Raw genomic sequence first — 16,165 nt, 5'->3', positions numbered from 1 at the left:
TACTGGCAGATAGATGGCGTGAAGTATTTAATTTACGTATCATCTAGTTCGATATATGGTGCAAACGTAAAAATGCCATTCTCAACTTCTGATGAAGTCAATCATCCGGTCAGTTTATATGCAACAACAAAGAAATCAAATGAATTAATGGCACATACATATAGTCATTTATATGATATCCCAACAACGGGACTGCGGTTCTTTACGGTTTATGGACCGCATGGTCGACCTGATATGGCGTATTATTCATTTACAAAGAATATTGTTGCAGGCAACACAATCAAGGTGTTTAACAACGGAGAAATGATGCGAGACCTTACCTATATAGATGATATCGTTGATGGTGTTGTTCGGTTATTAGACCATCCACCCAAAGTGAATGCATCCTGGGATAAAGAAAACCCGGCTCCAAGCTCAAGCTATGCACCGTATAAACTGTACAATATTGGTAACAACCAACCAGTCAAGCTGATGGACTTTATTCAAACGTTGGAGAAACACCTTGGTATCGAAGCAAAGAAAGAATTTTTGCCAATGCAACCAGGGGATGTACAAGCTACGTACGCAGATATTGATGAATTGACGGATGTAACTGGGTTTAAACCTACTACGACCATTGATGAGGGATTGAAGAAGTTTGTGGAGTGGTATAGGGAGTATTATGAGTTAAACTAGGTATTTGGAAGTAAGAGCTCTTATCATGGTTCTCTTGCTTCTTTTAACAGGTTAATAAAAAGGCTGGCATAAAATAGTTCAGTTGACTTTCTAAAAACGATGTTGTCACCTCTAAATTCTGGGGGCAACCGCTGGGCCAAGTTAAAAAAACGTATAGGTAAATAGACTATAAACACCATAAAGTGGATTAGAGGACCAGTATGCTAGATGAAAGATCTGATAAAAATGCAAGAGAGAATATAGTTCACATCTTATGGACAGGTGGGTGGGATTCAACATTAGTAGAGGTGTTGACAGAATGATGGCCAATTACTTTATTAAAGATTAAGGGGTAATGTTATTAAAAGAATTAAGCTTGAGTCAGTATGACCGAGCAAGGTTATAAGACACATTTGTTTACTTTAGTATCTAAGTTACAACGCTATCATGTGAAATATAATTATAAAGATTAGAATTTGTTATAGATAGAGTAGAGAACTGGTTTTTTAACAAAATACGATTTTGATTTAGGAGGGTGTAATCTTGTCAAATCAAAAAACAAAAACTGCAACCATAAAAGCTTATGAGTTTACAACTCCAAAGTTTTCAGGGGACATGCAGTATGAGCATACATTTGACAGTGAATTAATGATTCTTTTGTTTAGAACAATAATGAAACTAGATAAATCAAAAAGAAAATATACGAATGAAACAGTATCACTCAATTTAGGGAAATTTCAGCAATCTGATGATGCAAATTTTGTTGAGGGACATTTTATAACAGCCAGACATGGGGTACGACGCACACAAATTGATGTACATTCTCAAGAAGAAGTAGGGACGATAGAAAGTTATCATGGAGTAGAATATAATGTTAACTTCATGATAGATAGAAATACAGGGCTACTTCTAGTACAAGAGGATTTTAACAAAGTGTTTTCAAGAAAGTTACTACATACTTTCCTTCATTTACATAAAAACTTAATATATCCATATATAGATGAATTTAATAAGCTAAATAAATCTCATCCTTTCATAATACATAAAAGGTCATGTTATAGACTACAAACATTGCCACCTATTAATTTTATGGATAAACTACAGGAGTTTCAAAAGGTCAAAAGTGCAGTTCTTACTTTGGATGATACTACAGATAAAAGTGATGTAGACGTTAGTGAGACATTAGATGCTGAGTTGCAAAATAATGAAATAGAAGACTATGATATGGAAATAAAAATAAAAAACAAAACTGGAAGATCAATGGTAAAAGTGTTTGAAAGGTACTTCGAATCTATTATAGTGCAACAGAAATATGATTCTTATGCAATAGAAGGTGTACTTGAAAATGGAAAAACTAAAAAGATAACCCCCGATACGATAACCAGGGATTTCTATGCTCAAGTAAGTCACAATTCAAATGGAATACCATCAATAGATGATATCTTTAATAGGATGATTGATATAATTAAAAATGAAAACCCTCTTGCAGATAAAGGTGGAACACCAAATATAACTCCAGTAGGTGAGAACGTTAATGTTAAAGCCGAAATCGAAAAGAAAGTATCTGAGAGGAACCAAGATAAAGCCCATCAGGAACAAACAGTCTGATTTTGCTTTAATATGGAGGTCATACTCAGAAGGTTTTAATAAAAAAAGAATCCTTTTTGAATTTATACTCCCTAGCTTATTAGCTATATTAGGTATGAGCATATCCTATTTGTCTTATTCTACCAATATGGAAATATTAATGAATATTAAAGAAATAAATTCAGACTTTTTTACTGTTATTGCTGTTTTAGTGGGATTTAATATAACATCTGTTTCTTTAATATCTGTTTTTAATAAAGATACTTTGAGAAATGTTTTCTCCAAATTAAAAGGAGGTAAAGAAAAGGAAAAAGTATTAAAACAACTTATATCATCATTTATTTATTGTGTTTTTATACAAATTGGTATTATTGTGATGGGGTCCTTTTATAACATAATTGTAGAAGATTTAATTAAAATTGAATTCTTACAAGGGATTTATAATGTTATTAAGCGGTTAGTTATTCTCAGCCTATATGCGCTATGGATAGGAATTATATTTCATAGTTTTATAGTATCTATAAGAAATGTCTTTTTAATATATAAATTTATCTTGGCGGTATATAAGGAGTAAGGCAACCTGTGCTGGGACGTGGATATCGGAGCGTATTTTTTCACTTTGCCATAGTAAACGAAGTACATCAGTTATTACTCCCGGTAGAGGCGGACAAGTTAGGAATACGATAATTGATAGTGCTGGTACTAGTGTTGTTGAGTTGTATTTAATTTTAAAAATAATATCTTTTCTAAGTTACACCTGATTTATTAATTAAACAAAATTAGGAGTGAAAAAAGTGAAGGATAACAAGATTCAACAAGCGGCTTCCAATACTTATGGCGATGTATTGAATCATATACAAAAGTATCTGAATGTTAAAGATGACGTTCTTGATAGTGAGTTTGGCCAATTAGCAGGAGATGCATCTAGAGTTGTTTCGTTTATTAGAAAAACTAATGAGTTAATAATCAATAAAAAGTTTGAAAATTTTTTAAAGGGATTCTCTATGGATGAGCAACCTACTGAGAAACAAGTGCGAAAACTTATAAATTATATTGATGATGAATCAAAAGCAGAGTTTATTTCTGATACATTATCTAAACTCTTGCTTTCTAATTCAACCAAGGCCTGTACTGTACTAGGAAGTGTTGTCAACAGTATAGATAAAGAAGGTACATTAAGTTATGAAAAGTTAATTTGCGTAAATGCTTTAACATCTCTTTACGATTTTGACATTGATAATTTACTTATAATCAATAGATTTTTAGAATCAAAACCACGGTATAAAAGACATTTTGGATTAGGTGTATTACATAGTTACTGTAAGAAAAATAACTTGAATAAAGACAATCTATATTTAACAGTTGATAAGGCTGTGAACAATCAGCTATTTAATAGATCATTCGAGACAAATATAGATGTGGGAAATGTGGATGTGGAAAATGAACAAGTAGACATAGATAATGGGGATATTGATGAGTACTATATTATAAATTCTATAGGAATTAAGTTAATAGGATATTTAAAGCGAGTAGTTTGATTTTGAGACCCTATCATTTCACTTATTATTTATTGAATGCAGATGGTGAAGTGGTAAGTAAATTTATATCATACTCTATATTCTATAGCAAAGCAAGGGCGAATCTTCTTCTTCTCATCACCAACCATAGGAGCAGAATCGAATAGAAGTACATATGCTAAATGTAAAAAGAGAGGAATTATGAATGAATTTAGTAGGATTGATAAATCCAAACGGCTGGATTGTACCAATATTCACTTTAATTCTTGGGACATATTTAAATTCATTATTCGCAAAACGTAAAGAGAATATAATGAAGGTTGCTGATAAAAAGGGAGAATTTTATGCACAATATTTAAAGGTATTATACATGAATTTAACCCTCGTTTTATTCAAGAAGGTACAAATAAATGGCAAGCGGGCGAGGCGCAATTACAGACGCCGGCTGATACTACACTTCCGGGATTCCAGCTGTAGTCTATGGTCCCGGTGATATTAATCAGGCGCATGCCATCGATGAGTTAGTTTCCCTGGATGATCTTACCACCCACTGTAAGGCGATGACCCGTTTTCTATTACATTACTGTGGAGTGGCTGATTAGTAAAAAGCTGTTTCAGGAAGTCGATGAGAAGTTATTGACAACCACTATGACGTGAATTATAATTAAATTTATATTAATTAGATAATTACATATTTATAATACTAACTGCTGAGTCTAATAGACTTTACTGATGAAGTAAAGCATTCCTTAGATACAACCAGTTATATAAATAGGGATTGGTTTGTTGTTAACCTCCTATTCATATAACTGGTTTTTATTTTCTTGAAAGTTAGTAAGTAAAAATTATTATCTAGAGAGAAGTGAAAAAAGAAAGAATGCAACTTTTAATGTAAGCGGAAACATTTAGAAATAAGTTTGATTAGATTTACATTTATAAAACGTATAGGTGGGATTTTATGGGTAAAAGGAAACCAACATATGTCGAATCAATTTCAGCATTGTTACTAATAGTTGTATTTATTTTTGGGGGGTATTTTTTATTTAGTCTTAACGTTCAGATGATGATGGTGGCAGCTGCTGCCGGGGCAGGGCTTTTGGCTCTTAGACTAGGTTACACATGGGGAGAGCTAGAAACAGCGATAAGTAAAAGGATAGTAAGTGCTACCCCCGCCATTCTGATCATTTGGATAATTGGTGCCATTATAGCAACATTCATCTTTAGTGGTTCTATACCTATGTTGATTTATTATGGTATTCAGGTAGTGGATCCAAGATATATATATGCTTCAGCATTTGTTATTTGTATTATTTTTTCAACAATAACTGGAAGTTCGTATGCATCTGCTGGAACAGCGGGAATTGCATTAATGAGTATAGCTGCGGGTTTTGATGCTGCATTACATATAACAGCAGCTGCCGTTATATGTGGTGCAATTTTCGGCGATAAAATGTCACCATTATCAGAAACCACAAATTTGACAGCAGCAACTACTGGAGTGAATCTATATGAACACATTAAATCCATGATGTGGACTACTTTTCCAGCAGCTATTATTACATTTTTTGTTTTTATTATTGCTGGTCAAGGTCTGATGTGACTGATAAACTAAAGTATACAGTTTCCGCTAGATAAAAGTTTACACTTTTCCAGATGTTAGTGCAGTTTTTATATGGCTGCCCGAGGGCAGCCATATAAAAACTGTCCGGCGCGAAAATGGGCATAAAATAAAAGAACCATCACTGCTATAATGGTAGTTTGATAGACTACAACAGTGATGGAGGCAAAAAAGGTGGATAAGTGGGAAATGTATATGGAAATTAAGCAATTATTAAAACAAGGTTTTAGTAAAGTAAAGGTGGCTGAAAAACTTGGTATATCCAGGGTAACTATATACCGTTACTTAAAACGTAATCCCCAGGATATGGCGAAATGGGTTACACAAACAAAGACTAGAAAGAAGAAATTAGATGACTATCAAGAACTGATTCTTTCCTGGTTACGTGAACACCCTGACCTGACAGCTGCCCAAGTATTTGATTGGCTTATGGAGAAATATCAGGAGCTGCAGGTAGCTGAAAGTACGGTACGACTCTATGTAAGGGAACTACGCAGGGAATATGATATTAAAAAGGAATCGAACCCTCGATCTTATGAGGCTGTACCGGAGTTGCCGATGGGAAAACAAATGCAGGTCGATTTTGGGCAAACGGAGCAATTAACTCCCGATGGCAAAAAGGTAAAGCTTTATGCGATAGCGTTTGTCCTATCTAATTCACGGTATAAATATAAAGAGTGGTTGGATAGACCCTTTACTACCAGGGATGTGGTTCGTGCCCACGAGAATGCCTTTCACTATTTTGAGGGAGGAATTCCAGATGAGATTGTTTATGATCAGGATGCGCTGATCCTTGTCAGTGAAAATAGTGGGGACTTAATCCTGACGTATGAATTCCAGACTTATAAAGAAGATAGAGATTTGACGATAAGAATGTGTAGGAAAGCTGATCCGCAGAGCAAGGGAAAAATAGAAAATGTAATCAAGTATATCAAATATAACTTTGCGAAAAACCGAATATATTACGGACTTGAAGCCTGGAATGAAGCAGGTTGGGATTGGTTAGAGCGCACTGGTAATTACAAAATTCATCATACAACAAAAAAGAGACCGGTAGAAGTGTTCACCCTCGAAAAGCAACACTTGCGACCAATCTCCCAACGTATCGACGAATATGCCGATAACCACTATGAATCAAGTATAACAAGAAATGTTCGTAAGGACAATGTCATTTGGTATGATTCCAATCGATACAGCGTCCCTCTCGGGACATTTCATAAGACAAAAAAGGTTTATATTGAAACAACTGATGATGCATACCTTTGTATACGAGAATCAAAAGGCGGGCCGATCATCGCAAAGCATAAAATAGACCCTGGAAAAGGAGAACTGATTCAGAATAACAAGCATAAGCGTGATCGCACCAAAGGTATCGATACATTTATTGAAACAGTTATATCAGGATTCACAGATGAGGAAAAAGCAAGATTGTATTTGAACGAAATCTATAAGCGAAAGCAACGTTACATTCGTGATCAACTCCAGATGATAGCCAAACAAATTAAGAAATATGAACATCGATTATTAGACTTGGCTTTGGAAGAGTGTATGAAGAAACAACTATTTAGTGCAACAGATTTTAGCGATGTCATTCACTATCTTGAACGACAACGGGGAGTAACAGTTACTGAAGAAAAAATATATCCCCGAGGGAATGCGCCAAGGCCACTCCACCCTTTGGGTGATTCAATTGTTCAAACAAATACACAAATAAGGGATATAAATGAATACGTATCCGTTTTAGAGGGGGATAAACGATGAATCAGTTAACGACATTACAGAGTAAACTGAAGTCCCTTCGCCTTGCGGAAACGGCAGATCATTTACCAGTACTCTTACAGGAGGCTGAGTCAAATGATGAAACATATGCGAGCATGCTTATGAAAATGGTGAATTACGAACAACTAAGACGTGACGAAAAACAAGTAGAAAAACGACTGAAATGGGCAACATTTCCCTATCAGAAAACGTTGGATTCGTTCGATGTAAGTGAGCAACAGTCCATGAGCAAAAAGCAATTTAATAAATTGAAGGAGTTATTGTGGATTGAGCAGCTATTCAACATTATTCTGCTTGGACCGCCGGGTGTTGGCAAAACACACCTGGCGATTGGGCTGGGGATGCAGGCCATTAATCAAGGTTATAAGGTTATATTCACCTCCATGGGAGATCTGATTCATGCCTTGAAAACCGAGGAAATCACACGCAAATCGCAAACTAGAATGAAGCGTATACGAAACGCTGAGCTCGTTATTATTGATGATCTGATGTTTATGGCAATGGACCAACACGAAGCAAACTTATTCTTCCATTTAATTAATGATTTATATAATAACGCCAGTATTGTACTAACTTCCAATAAGGCTCCGAAGGAGTGGGGAGAGCTGTTAGGCGACCCGGCTATAACAACAGCTATATTGGATCGAATTATTCATCGAGCAGAGATCATTCACTTAAATGGGGATAGTTACCGGATGAAACATAGATCATCTATTTTTGAAGAAGAAAGTGTAACAAATTAATTAGCGAAAACTGTAACTTTTTACGTGACGGTTACATCTGAGTATTTCAGCGGAAAATGTTACTGTGAGTAATCTAGATTTTATAAGAGATTTAGAGAATATTTACTCTTGGAATCTATTATTATTAATTCCATTTATTATTATTTTGCTTGGGGCTATATTTAAAAAGCCACCTGTGCCAGTTATGCTTTTATCTTGCCTCACTGCACTAATTATTGGTGTGGCTTATCAAGGCTTTTCTCTTGAAGATGGCTTTACCGCAGCATTAAGTGGATTTGATTCCAGTATGTTACCAGGTATAAGTTCTGATCAATTGTCCGAAGAGACTCTTACATTGCTTAATCGTGGTGGCATTGTTTCAATGGTAGGTGTCATCGTTATTATATATTGTGGCTACGCATATACAGCTATTATCAGTGAGACGGGCTTTCTTGAAACTGCACTAAACCCGTTAACTAAAAGGGTTAAAAAACGTGGTCCTCTCATGTTGACGACCCTGTTTACGGAATTTTTGCTACTAGTATTTTCGGGAACTTCTTACACGATAGCAATCATTGTACCTGAGATGTTCAAAAAACCGTTCTTAAAAGCCGGAATGGCGGCTAAAACTCTCTCCAGGAGCATGGAGGACATAGGGACTATAATGGCATGTTTGGTCCCCTGGGGGCAATCGGGAATGTTTTATATCACTACTCTAGGTGTTTCTGTTTATGGTTCAGACGGCTATGCCTCCTGGGCTGTAATGGCTTATATAACTCCTGTTATAGCGATCTTCTTAGCCTTTTCTGGGATAGGGATTTATAAATTGGGTAAAAAAGATAAGGAAGAGGCATTAGCCGAATATGAATTGTCTAAAACATCTTAGAAAAAAATGTGCTGTAATAAAATTATATAAAAGTGAGGTATATTTATGGATGCGGAAATTGGAATAATAGGCTTGGGAACAATGGGAAGTATGGCTGCATGGCAGTTAGCAAAAAGCGGAACATCGGTTATAGGTTTTGAACAATTTGGGATTGGTCATGATCGATCAGCTGCTGGCGGGGAAACGCGAATATTTAGAACGATATATAAAGAAGGATCAGAGTATGTTCCATTATTAAAAAGGGCACACAAATTATGGAGGGATTTAGAAAACGAATCAGGGGAAAAATTATTGCATATAACTAAGGCATTAACTATTGGAATTCCTGATTCTTCTATGGATAATATTTGGAGAAGTATTGAAAGTCATAATTTAGATTATCAAAAATTAGACTATGGACAGGCTAAACAATTGTTTCCGCAACATAAATTAAGTCCTGAGGAAATAATAGTTGTTGATCCAAAAGGTGGTTATATTAGACCACAACAGGCTATTGTTGCAGCAATAGGCCTTGCTAAAGAACTGGGAACAAGAATAATGGATTATACTAACGTTGAAGATATAGAACAAAAGCATGATAAAATTATTATAAAGGCAAATGGACGAAATTATTCAGTTAAGAAGGTATTAATTGCCGCAGGCCCTTGGTCAAAAACAATTATTCCAGAGTTGAATAATCCTTTAGAGGTGCGTCGTCTAGTAAATGCGTGGTTCCTGCCTAAGAAAAAGGGTACCTTTGATCAAGAACAATTCCCTGTTTTTGCTAGAAACTCTAATCTAGGAAACTACTATGGAATACCAGCTGTAGATGCTAATATGATTAAGATTGGAATGTTTTCAACAACAAATGAGAAAATTAGACTAGCCGATGAACTAAACAAAAATATAACGAAAGACGAAACTAATATTTTTACCAAAATAGTAAAGAATCATTTACCTTTATTGCATGCATCTCCTTCTAGGATAAATGCCTATATGGAAGTCTATACAAATGACAAGCATCCAATTATAGGGAATATGCCAAATAATAAAAATATTGTAGCCCTAACAGGTTTTTCTGGACATGGATTTAAAATGGCGCCTGTAATCGGGGAAATTGGAGCAAGTTTGTTATTTAATGGAAAAACAGATTTTAAACTTGATCAATTTTCTCCATCTAGGTTTTTATAGGAGATGCTATATTTATGAAGTTCCGGAAAATGATCACCTATCACATTAAAAAATTCTAATTAACTGACTGAACAAGCCCAACAGCTTATCAAAGTTATAAGCTGTTGGGCTTGTTTTAGTCATTCGTAAAATGACTGATGAAGTAGTGGGTTATGGGGAAACAATGGGGGCGTGGTGATTTAGTGTTTATGTATGTTGTTTAAAAATTTTTTTAGCATACCATTCATACATGTAGCCGTGGTTATGGTTGTAGAATTGAGAGCAAGAGAATCTTATTAAGGTTCTCTTCTTTTTTTAGATAGAGAGTGTAGTAAGCTAGCGTATTACGGATGCTTGCGATCTTGTCTTTTATATTACAAGGTTCCATTAATTATTTAATCATAGTATGAAAGATTGTCGAAATATTTCTGCCAATATAAACATTAATTCCCTATTAAATATAGGATAGTTAAGGTGCAAAAAAAGCGATAATCATTTGCCAATAAAGTGACCATTATTTGAAGGGCATAAAGTCTATACCTATATCTTTATAAATTTCAAAATCAATATTGACTTAACATCATATATCATATATGATATATGATGTAAGCGATTCCTTTTATGAGAGGGGGTATTTAGCATTGAAGGAATACCAAACAAAGAAAGAGATGATTTATCAAATTTTAAAAGAAGAAATATTCGAGGGGAAATTCGAATTTGGGGAGAAACTGGTTATTAGTCATTTATCAAAGCGTTTTAATAGCAGCGAAATTCCTGTGAGAGAGGCTTTAAACCAATTGAACTCCGATAGTTTGATTGTATTTAAGCCTCACGTCGGTGCCGTTGTAAGCACTTTGTCATCAAAGGATATCCAGGAAATATTCGAATTGAGAGTTGAATTAGAAGGGCTCGCAACAAGGTTAGCTGTCGAACAATTTGACGAACAAAAATTAATAGAAGTTCGAGAAATTTTAGACGCTTCAAGTCTCGCATTTGAAGAAAAAGATTATAACAAATTTGAAAAGCTTAATACTGATTTTCATATGAAAATTTATTCTTATTGTGACAACAAGCTGTTAATTAAGACGATAAAGGATTTGTGGAGTAATACAAATCGCTATCCTTCTTTATTTAAAAAAAATGATGAACATATTAGACAATCTATGGAGGAACATAAGGATATTTATACTGCAATATTAAACAAAGATAGTCTCTTGGCAGAAAACTACATGTTAAAGCACAAGGCGCGTGCAGGTAAGGAAATGTTGAGGCTTACACAGCAGGATTTTTATAAAAACTTAGATAGATTATTTTCAAACCATACGAAAAAGTTACAAAAAAAATAATTTGCTATATGTGAAGGGGAGTAAGGAAATGAAGTACGTACGCTTTTATACGAATAACGAAGTAAACTATGGAGTATTGGAAGGAGAAAAGATAGCAAAATTAGAGGGGGATTTTATTGAAGAAAAAACCAAAAAGGTCGGTGAAATCTTTAATCTTTCAGATGTTAAGTTACTCTCGCCTGTGGAGCCCAGACAAATCATTGCAATTGGTTTAAATTACGCTTTGCATGCAAAAGAAAGCGGTAAACCAACTCCTGATGAGCCAATGATGTTCATGGTTTCACCAAGTGCAGTTATTGGTGAAGAGGATTCTATCAAATTGCCTAACCTCGAACACAGAATTGATTATGAAGCAGAATTGGCAGTTGTCATTGGGAAAAAAGCTACAAATGTGAAAAAGGAAGAGGCGTTATCGTATGTATTAGGCTATACATGCGGCAACGATGTTTCTGATCGAGTTCTTCAAAAGAAAGACGGACAATTTACTAGGGCCAAATCATACCCTACATTTAAGCCATTGGGGCCTGTAATAGAAACTGAGATTTATGATCCTAACAATGTAGAAATTAAATTGTCAGTAAACGGTGAAGTCAAACAGCATTCAAACACCAATGATTTAATACACAATGTTCAAAGTTTAATTGAAACAGTAACAGAAGTGATGACCTTACAACCTGGAGACGTGATCCTAACAGGAACACCTTCGGGGGTGGGAGCACTTAAACCTGGCGATGAAGTTGAGATGGAAGTCGAAGGCATTGGCACACTTAAGAACTCAGTTATTGGTTAATTCATTAGGAGGTGTTTAATTATGAAAGTTGTTTCTACATCCCCGTCTTTCGGGCATTATTCTTCCGAACCAAAGGAGTATTTATACGAATATGGCTTAGACCTTGTGGTTATTAATGATAATCTCCCTGAGGATGAACTCATTCAAGAACTCCAGAATACTGAAGCGGTGATTGTTGGTTATACAAACCTTACCGCAAATATTATGGAGCAGTGTAAAAAACTAAAAATTATTTGTAAAAATGGAGTTGGGGTAGATAACATCGATCTACAAGCAGCAGCAGAGCGGGGGATTGTTGTAACAAACGTGCCAGATGGTAACAAAATTGCTGTTGCTGAGCTCTCCATAGGTTTAATGCTCTCTTTGGCACGACAAATACCTCAAACTGTCGTAAACACAAAGGACGGGAAATGGCCAAAGGTAGTGGGATATGAGCTTTTCGGGAAAACACTTGGAGTCATCGGCCTTGGGAGAATTGGAAGAGAGACAGCACAAAGAGCAAAGGCGTTCGGTATGAATGTGATTGCTTACGATCCCTACCCTGACCAAGAATATGCCACTTATCAAAATATTGAATTGATTGATTTTAACGATCTGTTACAGGAAAGTGATTTCGTAACACTGCATATGCCCTGAATGAAACAACGTACAACTTGATAGGGGAAGAAGAATTAGACTCCATGAAAAATAATGCTTTTTTGATTAGTGCTTCTAGAGGAGGTATTGTCGATGAGTATGCCTTATATAAAACATTACGACAGAAGAAAATAGCTGGAGCTGCCCTAGACGTATTCAAAGATGAACCACCAAAAGGGAATCCGTTGCTTTTACTTGATAACTTTATCGCTACACCTCATATGGCCGGGTTCACGTACGAGGCAATTAATAGAATCGGTATGGTAGTAGCTGAAAATATAGTAAATGTCACCGTGAAAAGTGAAAAAGCAATTTGGCAAGTAGTTTAATCGGAAAGAGGAGGATGTTCAGTGTATATTAATCAGGATAAAATCAGAAAATTTTCTAATCAATGTTTTACGGAACTCGGCATGCCTGAGGAAGAGGCCAGGGTTATTACCGAGGTTTTGCTGGAAGCAGACTTACGCGAGATTCATAGCCACGGTTTTTTGAGATTACCGATTTATGTAGAAAGAATTAAAAAGGAATTAACCAAAACTAAAGCTGAAATCAGCTATGAAAAAGACACTGATACAATGACTTTGATAGATGGAAATAATTCTGCCGGACAAGTCGTGGCGTATCAGGCCATGGAAGCATCTATAAAGAAAGCAGAACATTTTGGAATTGGATTAGCCGCGGTAAGAAACAGTAATCATTTTGGGATTTCTGCTTACTATTCATTGATGGCAGCTAAAAAGAATATGATTGGCATCGTCATTAGCAATACTGCTCCCCTTATGCCAGCCATAGGCGGAGCCGAAAAGGTGATTGGGAACAACCCAATATCGATTGCTGCTCCTTTGAAAAACTATGAACCACTTGTGCTGGATATGGCCATGAGTAACACAGCCTTTGGGAAAATTCTCTATGCGAAAGAGAAGAATCAAGAAATCCCGGAAGGATGGGGTGTCGACGCAAAGGGAGCCCCTACAACAGATCCTAATAAAGTCGTGAATGGCGGATTTCTGGCACCTGTAGGCGGTCCAAAGGGATTTGGGCTGGCTCTAATGGCAGAGGTATTAACTGGTGTCCTTTCAGGAGGGGATTTTTCCAAAATGATTCCTTCTATGTATGACGTAAATAAGAAACAATCGATTTCCCATTTTATGCTATCAATTGATATCAATCAGCTTATTCCATTAGAGACTTACTACAATAATGTAGAACAATTGATCTCCTACGTAAAGGATTCTAAGAAAGCAACAGGAGCATCTGAAACTTATTTGCCTGGGGAAATAGAATTCCTTAAAGAAAAGAAAAACAAAACACAGGGTGTTCCTATGCAAGAGCAGACTTTCGATAAATTGAATGAACTTTCAAAAGAACTGAAAATAGACAGTTTGACTGAATAAAGGAGCAATAAAGTAGGTGTTAATCAAAAAGTTTCGCAAACAAGTGACAATAGAAGAACACAAAAGTAACCGATACAGGTGTTCATCATCAAACCCATTCTATTGATGTTTAGTTCCATGAAGCAATAGTCGCAACTGGATGGTTTGATCACAGTAGCAAGAGCGGGTTTCTAAAACGATTATACAATAGAACATTGACTTGGTATTGATAAACATTGAGTACTCTAGTGATGAAAGGTATAAAGATATTATAAAATTTAGAGTTTAAAGAGATGAAAAATTGAACTCGAATGGTACGGAAACTATTATTATTGGGAATAGAACCCTAGATATCATCACTTCTAAAAGGAAAAGAGACATAAGCACTGGGGAAAATCCGTTCTCATAGGGGTCCTGCATTTTTGTCAGATGATATTTTGGATGTGTTTATTAATTATCTGAATTAGTAGAATGCCCAATTGAAAGTCACTCGGAAAACTTAAAGTAACCATAGAATAGTTGTTAATTTGATACTAAAACTGAATGTTCATGTTTGATCCCAAAGGTGTACGAGCTTGCACTTATGAAGTGACTATTTGAGGAAATACCTATAGCACTAGTCGGAGAAGGTTCAATTACTTTGAAATAAGGAGAGAGAATAAATGTCGGAAAATAAATTGCCAAGTCTTAAATTTTCAATCCTAACTTTGCTTACAGCTACATTGATTATGGTTATTGGTCTCATAGTATTTGATGCAAGCTTACAGATCATGCTTTTTATTGGTTTCATTACAGTAATACCATTTGCTATGAAACTTGGGTTTAGTTTTTCGGAAGTGGAAGCGTTCGCATATGATATGGTTCGAAAGATTCTTCCAGCCGCTTTAATATTATTAGCTGTAGGTGCATTAATTGGTGCATGGATGTATTCTGGTACGGTGCCAACAATAATCTATGCAGGCCTGAAGGTTATTTCACCTGAATATTTTCTTTCAACCGCGGTTATTATGTGTATTTTTGTATCTCTTGCAACAGGAACATCTTGGGGTACAATTGGAACCGCTGGTGTAGCGCTTGTTGGTGTTGGTAGTGGTCTTGGAATTCCTGCAGGGATTACAGTTGGCGCAATCATTACTGGTGCCTGGTTTGGTGATAAAATGTCCCCATTGTCTGCTAGTACGAATATGGCACCTGCAATTTCAGGTGGGGTGGACCTTTTCAAGCACATTAAGCATATGATGTGGACGACTGTTCCAGCTGTTATATTATCGATTATTGTCTTTCAATTAATTGGGTTTAGATATAGGGGAGCAGATCTTGATTATGAACGAATTAACATGATAACAAGTTCGTTAGATGAGTTGTTTAAAATAGGATGGATAGCGCTTATCCCTGCAGCTGTAGTTCTGACTTTGCTAATTATGAAAAAGCCACCTGTCACTTCCATATTTTTAGGGGCGTTAATTGGAGCCGTAGTGGGAGTTTTACATCAGGGATTCTCAATAACAGATGGATTTTCTGCTTTGTATGGCGGTTTTTCGATAGAAGCTGGCAATTCTTTTATAAATGGTCTGTTAAATCGGGGTGGAGTCACAAGTATGTATGAAATTTTAGCCCTATTTATATTTGCTTTGGCATTCGGTGGAGTCCTATCAGGGGCTGGCTTCTTATCCTCAATTTTAAATTCCTTTTCAAAAAGGATAAAAACAAATCGTGGGCTACTGTTGTCAACAATTGCGGTGAGCTATACATCTAATATGATTGGTGCTACACATAGCTTTGCCTTAATCATGACTGCAACTTTAATGCGGCCATTATATGAAAAACGCAAAATCAAAAGGGAAAATCTATCACGCTTAATTGAGGATGTTGGAACACTGGGTGGGCCTATTATTCCGTGGAATACAAGTGCAGTTTTCATAGCAGGTACGTTAGGCGTAAGTCCAATGGAATTTATCCCGTTTTGTTTATTAACATTTTTCACACTATTGATCACCGTAATTTACTCTATAACAGGGTTTACAATTACATTGGAAAATGATAAAGATACATTAGATGATTCCTCAAAGCAGTTATCTGAACATATCGCTAAATAATTGTGGTTTTTG

The 16,165-nt window shown here is 35.7% G+C and carries 12 protein-coding genes and 2 pseudogenes; all 14 read left to right on the top strand.

What is annotated here, in order from left to right; genetic code table 11:
- Positions 1–15: 15 nt before the first annotated feature.
- A pseudogene (locus KFZ58_RS15675) lies at positions 16–675 on the top strand (NAD-dependent epimerase/dehydratase family protein); the annotation flags it as partial.
- 522 nt (positions 676–1,197) lie between these two features.
- A complete protein-coding gene (locus KFZ58_RS15670) occupies positions 1,198–2,262 on the top strand; it encodes a hypothetical protein (protein ID WP_235792228.1) in 1,065 nt (354 codons plus the stop codon).
- 127 nt (positions 2,263–2,389) lie between these two features.
- Complete coding sequence (locus KFZ58_RS15665; RefSeq protein ID WP_235792227.1) at positions 2,390–2,815, top strand: hypothetical protein; 426 nt, start codon at positions 2,390–2,392, stop codon at positions 2,813–2,815.
- Between the two features lie 220 nt (positions 2,816–3,035).
- Positions 3,036–3,779, top strand: a complete 744-nt coding sequence (locus KFZ58_RS15660; RefSeq protein ID WP_235792226.1) for a hypothetical protein — start codon at positions 3,036–3,038, stop codon at positions 3,777–3,779.
- A 937-nt stretch (positions 3,780–4,716) separates the two neighbouring features.
- Positions 4,717–5,358, top strand: coding sequence for a Na+/H+ antiporter NhaC family protein (locus KFZ58_RS15655; RefSeq protein WP_235792225.1), 642 nt, complete (start codon positions 4,717–4,719; stop codon positions 5,356–5,358).
- Positions 5,359–5,550: 192 nt separating this feature from the next.
- Positions 5,551–7,137 carry an IS21 family transposase gene (istA, locus tag KFZ58_RS15650; RefSeq protein WP_235792224.1) on the top strand — a complete coding sequence of 529 codons (1,587 nt, stop codon included), beginning with the start codon at positions 5,551–5,553 and terminating at the stop codon, positions 7,135–7,137.
- A complete protein-coding gene (istB, locus tag KFZ58_RS15645; RefSeq protein WP_235792223.1) occupies positions 7,134–7,898 on the top strand; it encodes an IS21-like element helper ATPase IstB in 765 nt (254 codons plus the stop codon). Before istA ends, istB begins: the two co-directional genes overlap by 4 nt.
- A gap of 64 nt (positions 7,899–7,962) precedes the next feature.
- Positions 7,963–8,763: a Na+/H+ antiporter NhaC family protein gene (locus KFZ58_RS15640; protein WP_235792222.1), complete on the top strand. Its 801-nt coding sequence runs from the start codon at positions 7,963–7,965 to the stop codon at positions 8,761–8,763.
- A gap of 45 nt (positions 8,764–8,808) precedes the next feature.
- A complete protein-coding gene (gene solA / locus KFZ58_RS15635; RefSeq protein WP_235792221.1) occupies positions 8,809–9,933 on the top strand; it encodes an N-methyl-L-tryptophan oxidase in 1,125 nt (374 codons plus the stop codon).
- Positions 9,934–10,553: 620 nt separating this feature from the next.
- The gene (locus tag KFZ58_RS15630) at positions 10,554–11,258 is read left to right on the top strand and encodes a GntR family transcriptional regulator (RefSeq protein WP_235792220.1); all 705 of its coding nucleotides are present in this window, start codon (positions 10,554–10,556) and stop codon (positions 11,256–11,258) included.
- 28 nt (positions 11,259–11,286) lie between these two features.
- Entirely contained in the window at positions 11,287–12,048 is a 762-nt protein-coding gene (locus KFZ58_RS15625; RefSeq protein ID WP_235792219.1) for a fumarylacetoacetate hydrolase family protein, read from the top strand.
- A 21-nt stretch (positions 12,049–12,069) separates the two neighbouring features.
- A pseudogene (locus tag KFZ58_RS15620) lies at positions 12,070–13,013 on the top strand (phosphoglycerate dehydrogenase).
- Between the two features lie 21 nt (positions 13,014–13,034).
- A complete protein-coding gene (locus KFZ58_RS15610) occupies positions 13,035–14,078 on the top strand; it encodes an Ldh family oxidoreductase (protein WP_235792216.1) in 1,044 nt (347 codons plus the stop codon).
- Positions 14,079–14,719: 641 nt separating this feature from the next.
- Complete coding sequence (nhaC, locus tag KFZ58_RS15605) at positions 14,720–16,153, top strand: Na+/H+ antiporter NhaC (protein ID WP_235792215.1); 1,434 nt, start codon at positions 14,720–14,722, stop codon at positions 16,151–16,153.
- The last annotated feature ends 12 nt before the right edge of the window (positions 16,154–16,165 follow it).

The sequence above is a fragment of the Virgibacillus sp. NKC19-16 genome (assembly GCF_021560035.1).
GTDB classification, from domain to species: Bacteria; Bacillota; Bacilli; order Bacillales; family Amphibacillaceae; genus Virgibacillus_L; species Virgibacillus_L salidurans.
Note: the sequence above shows the minus strand (reverse complement) of the source record. Positions and strands in the feature narration are given on the sequence as shown.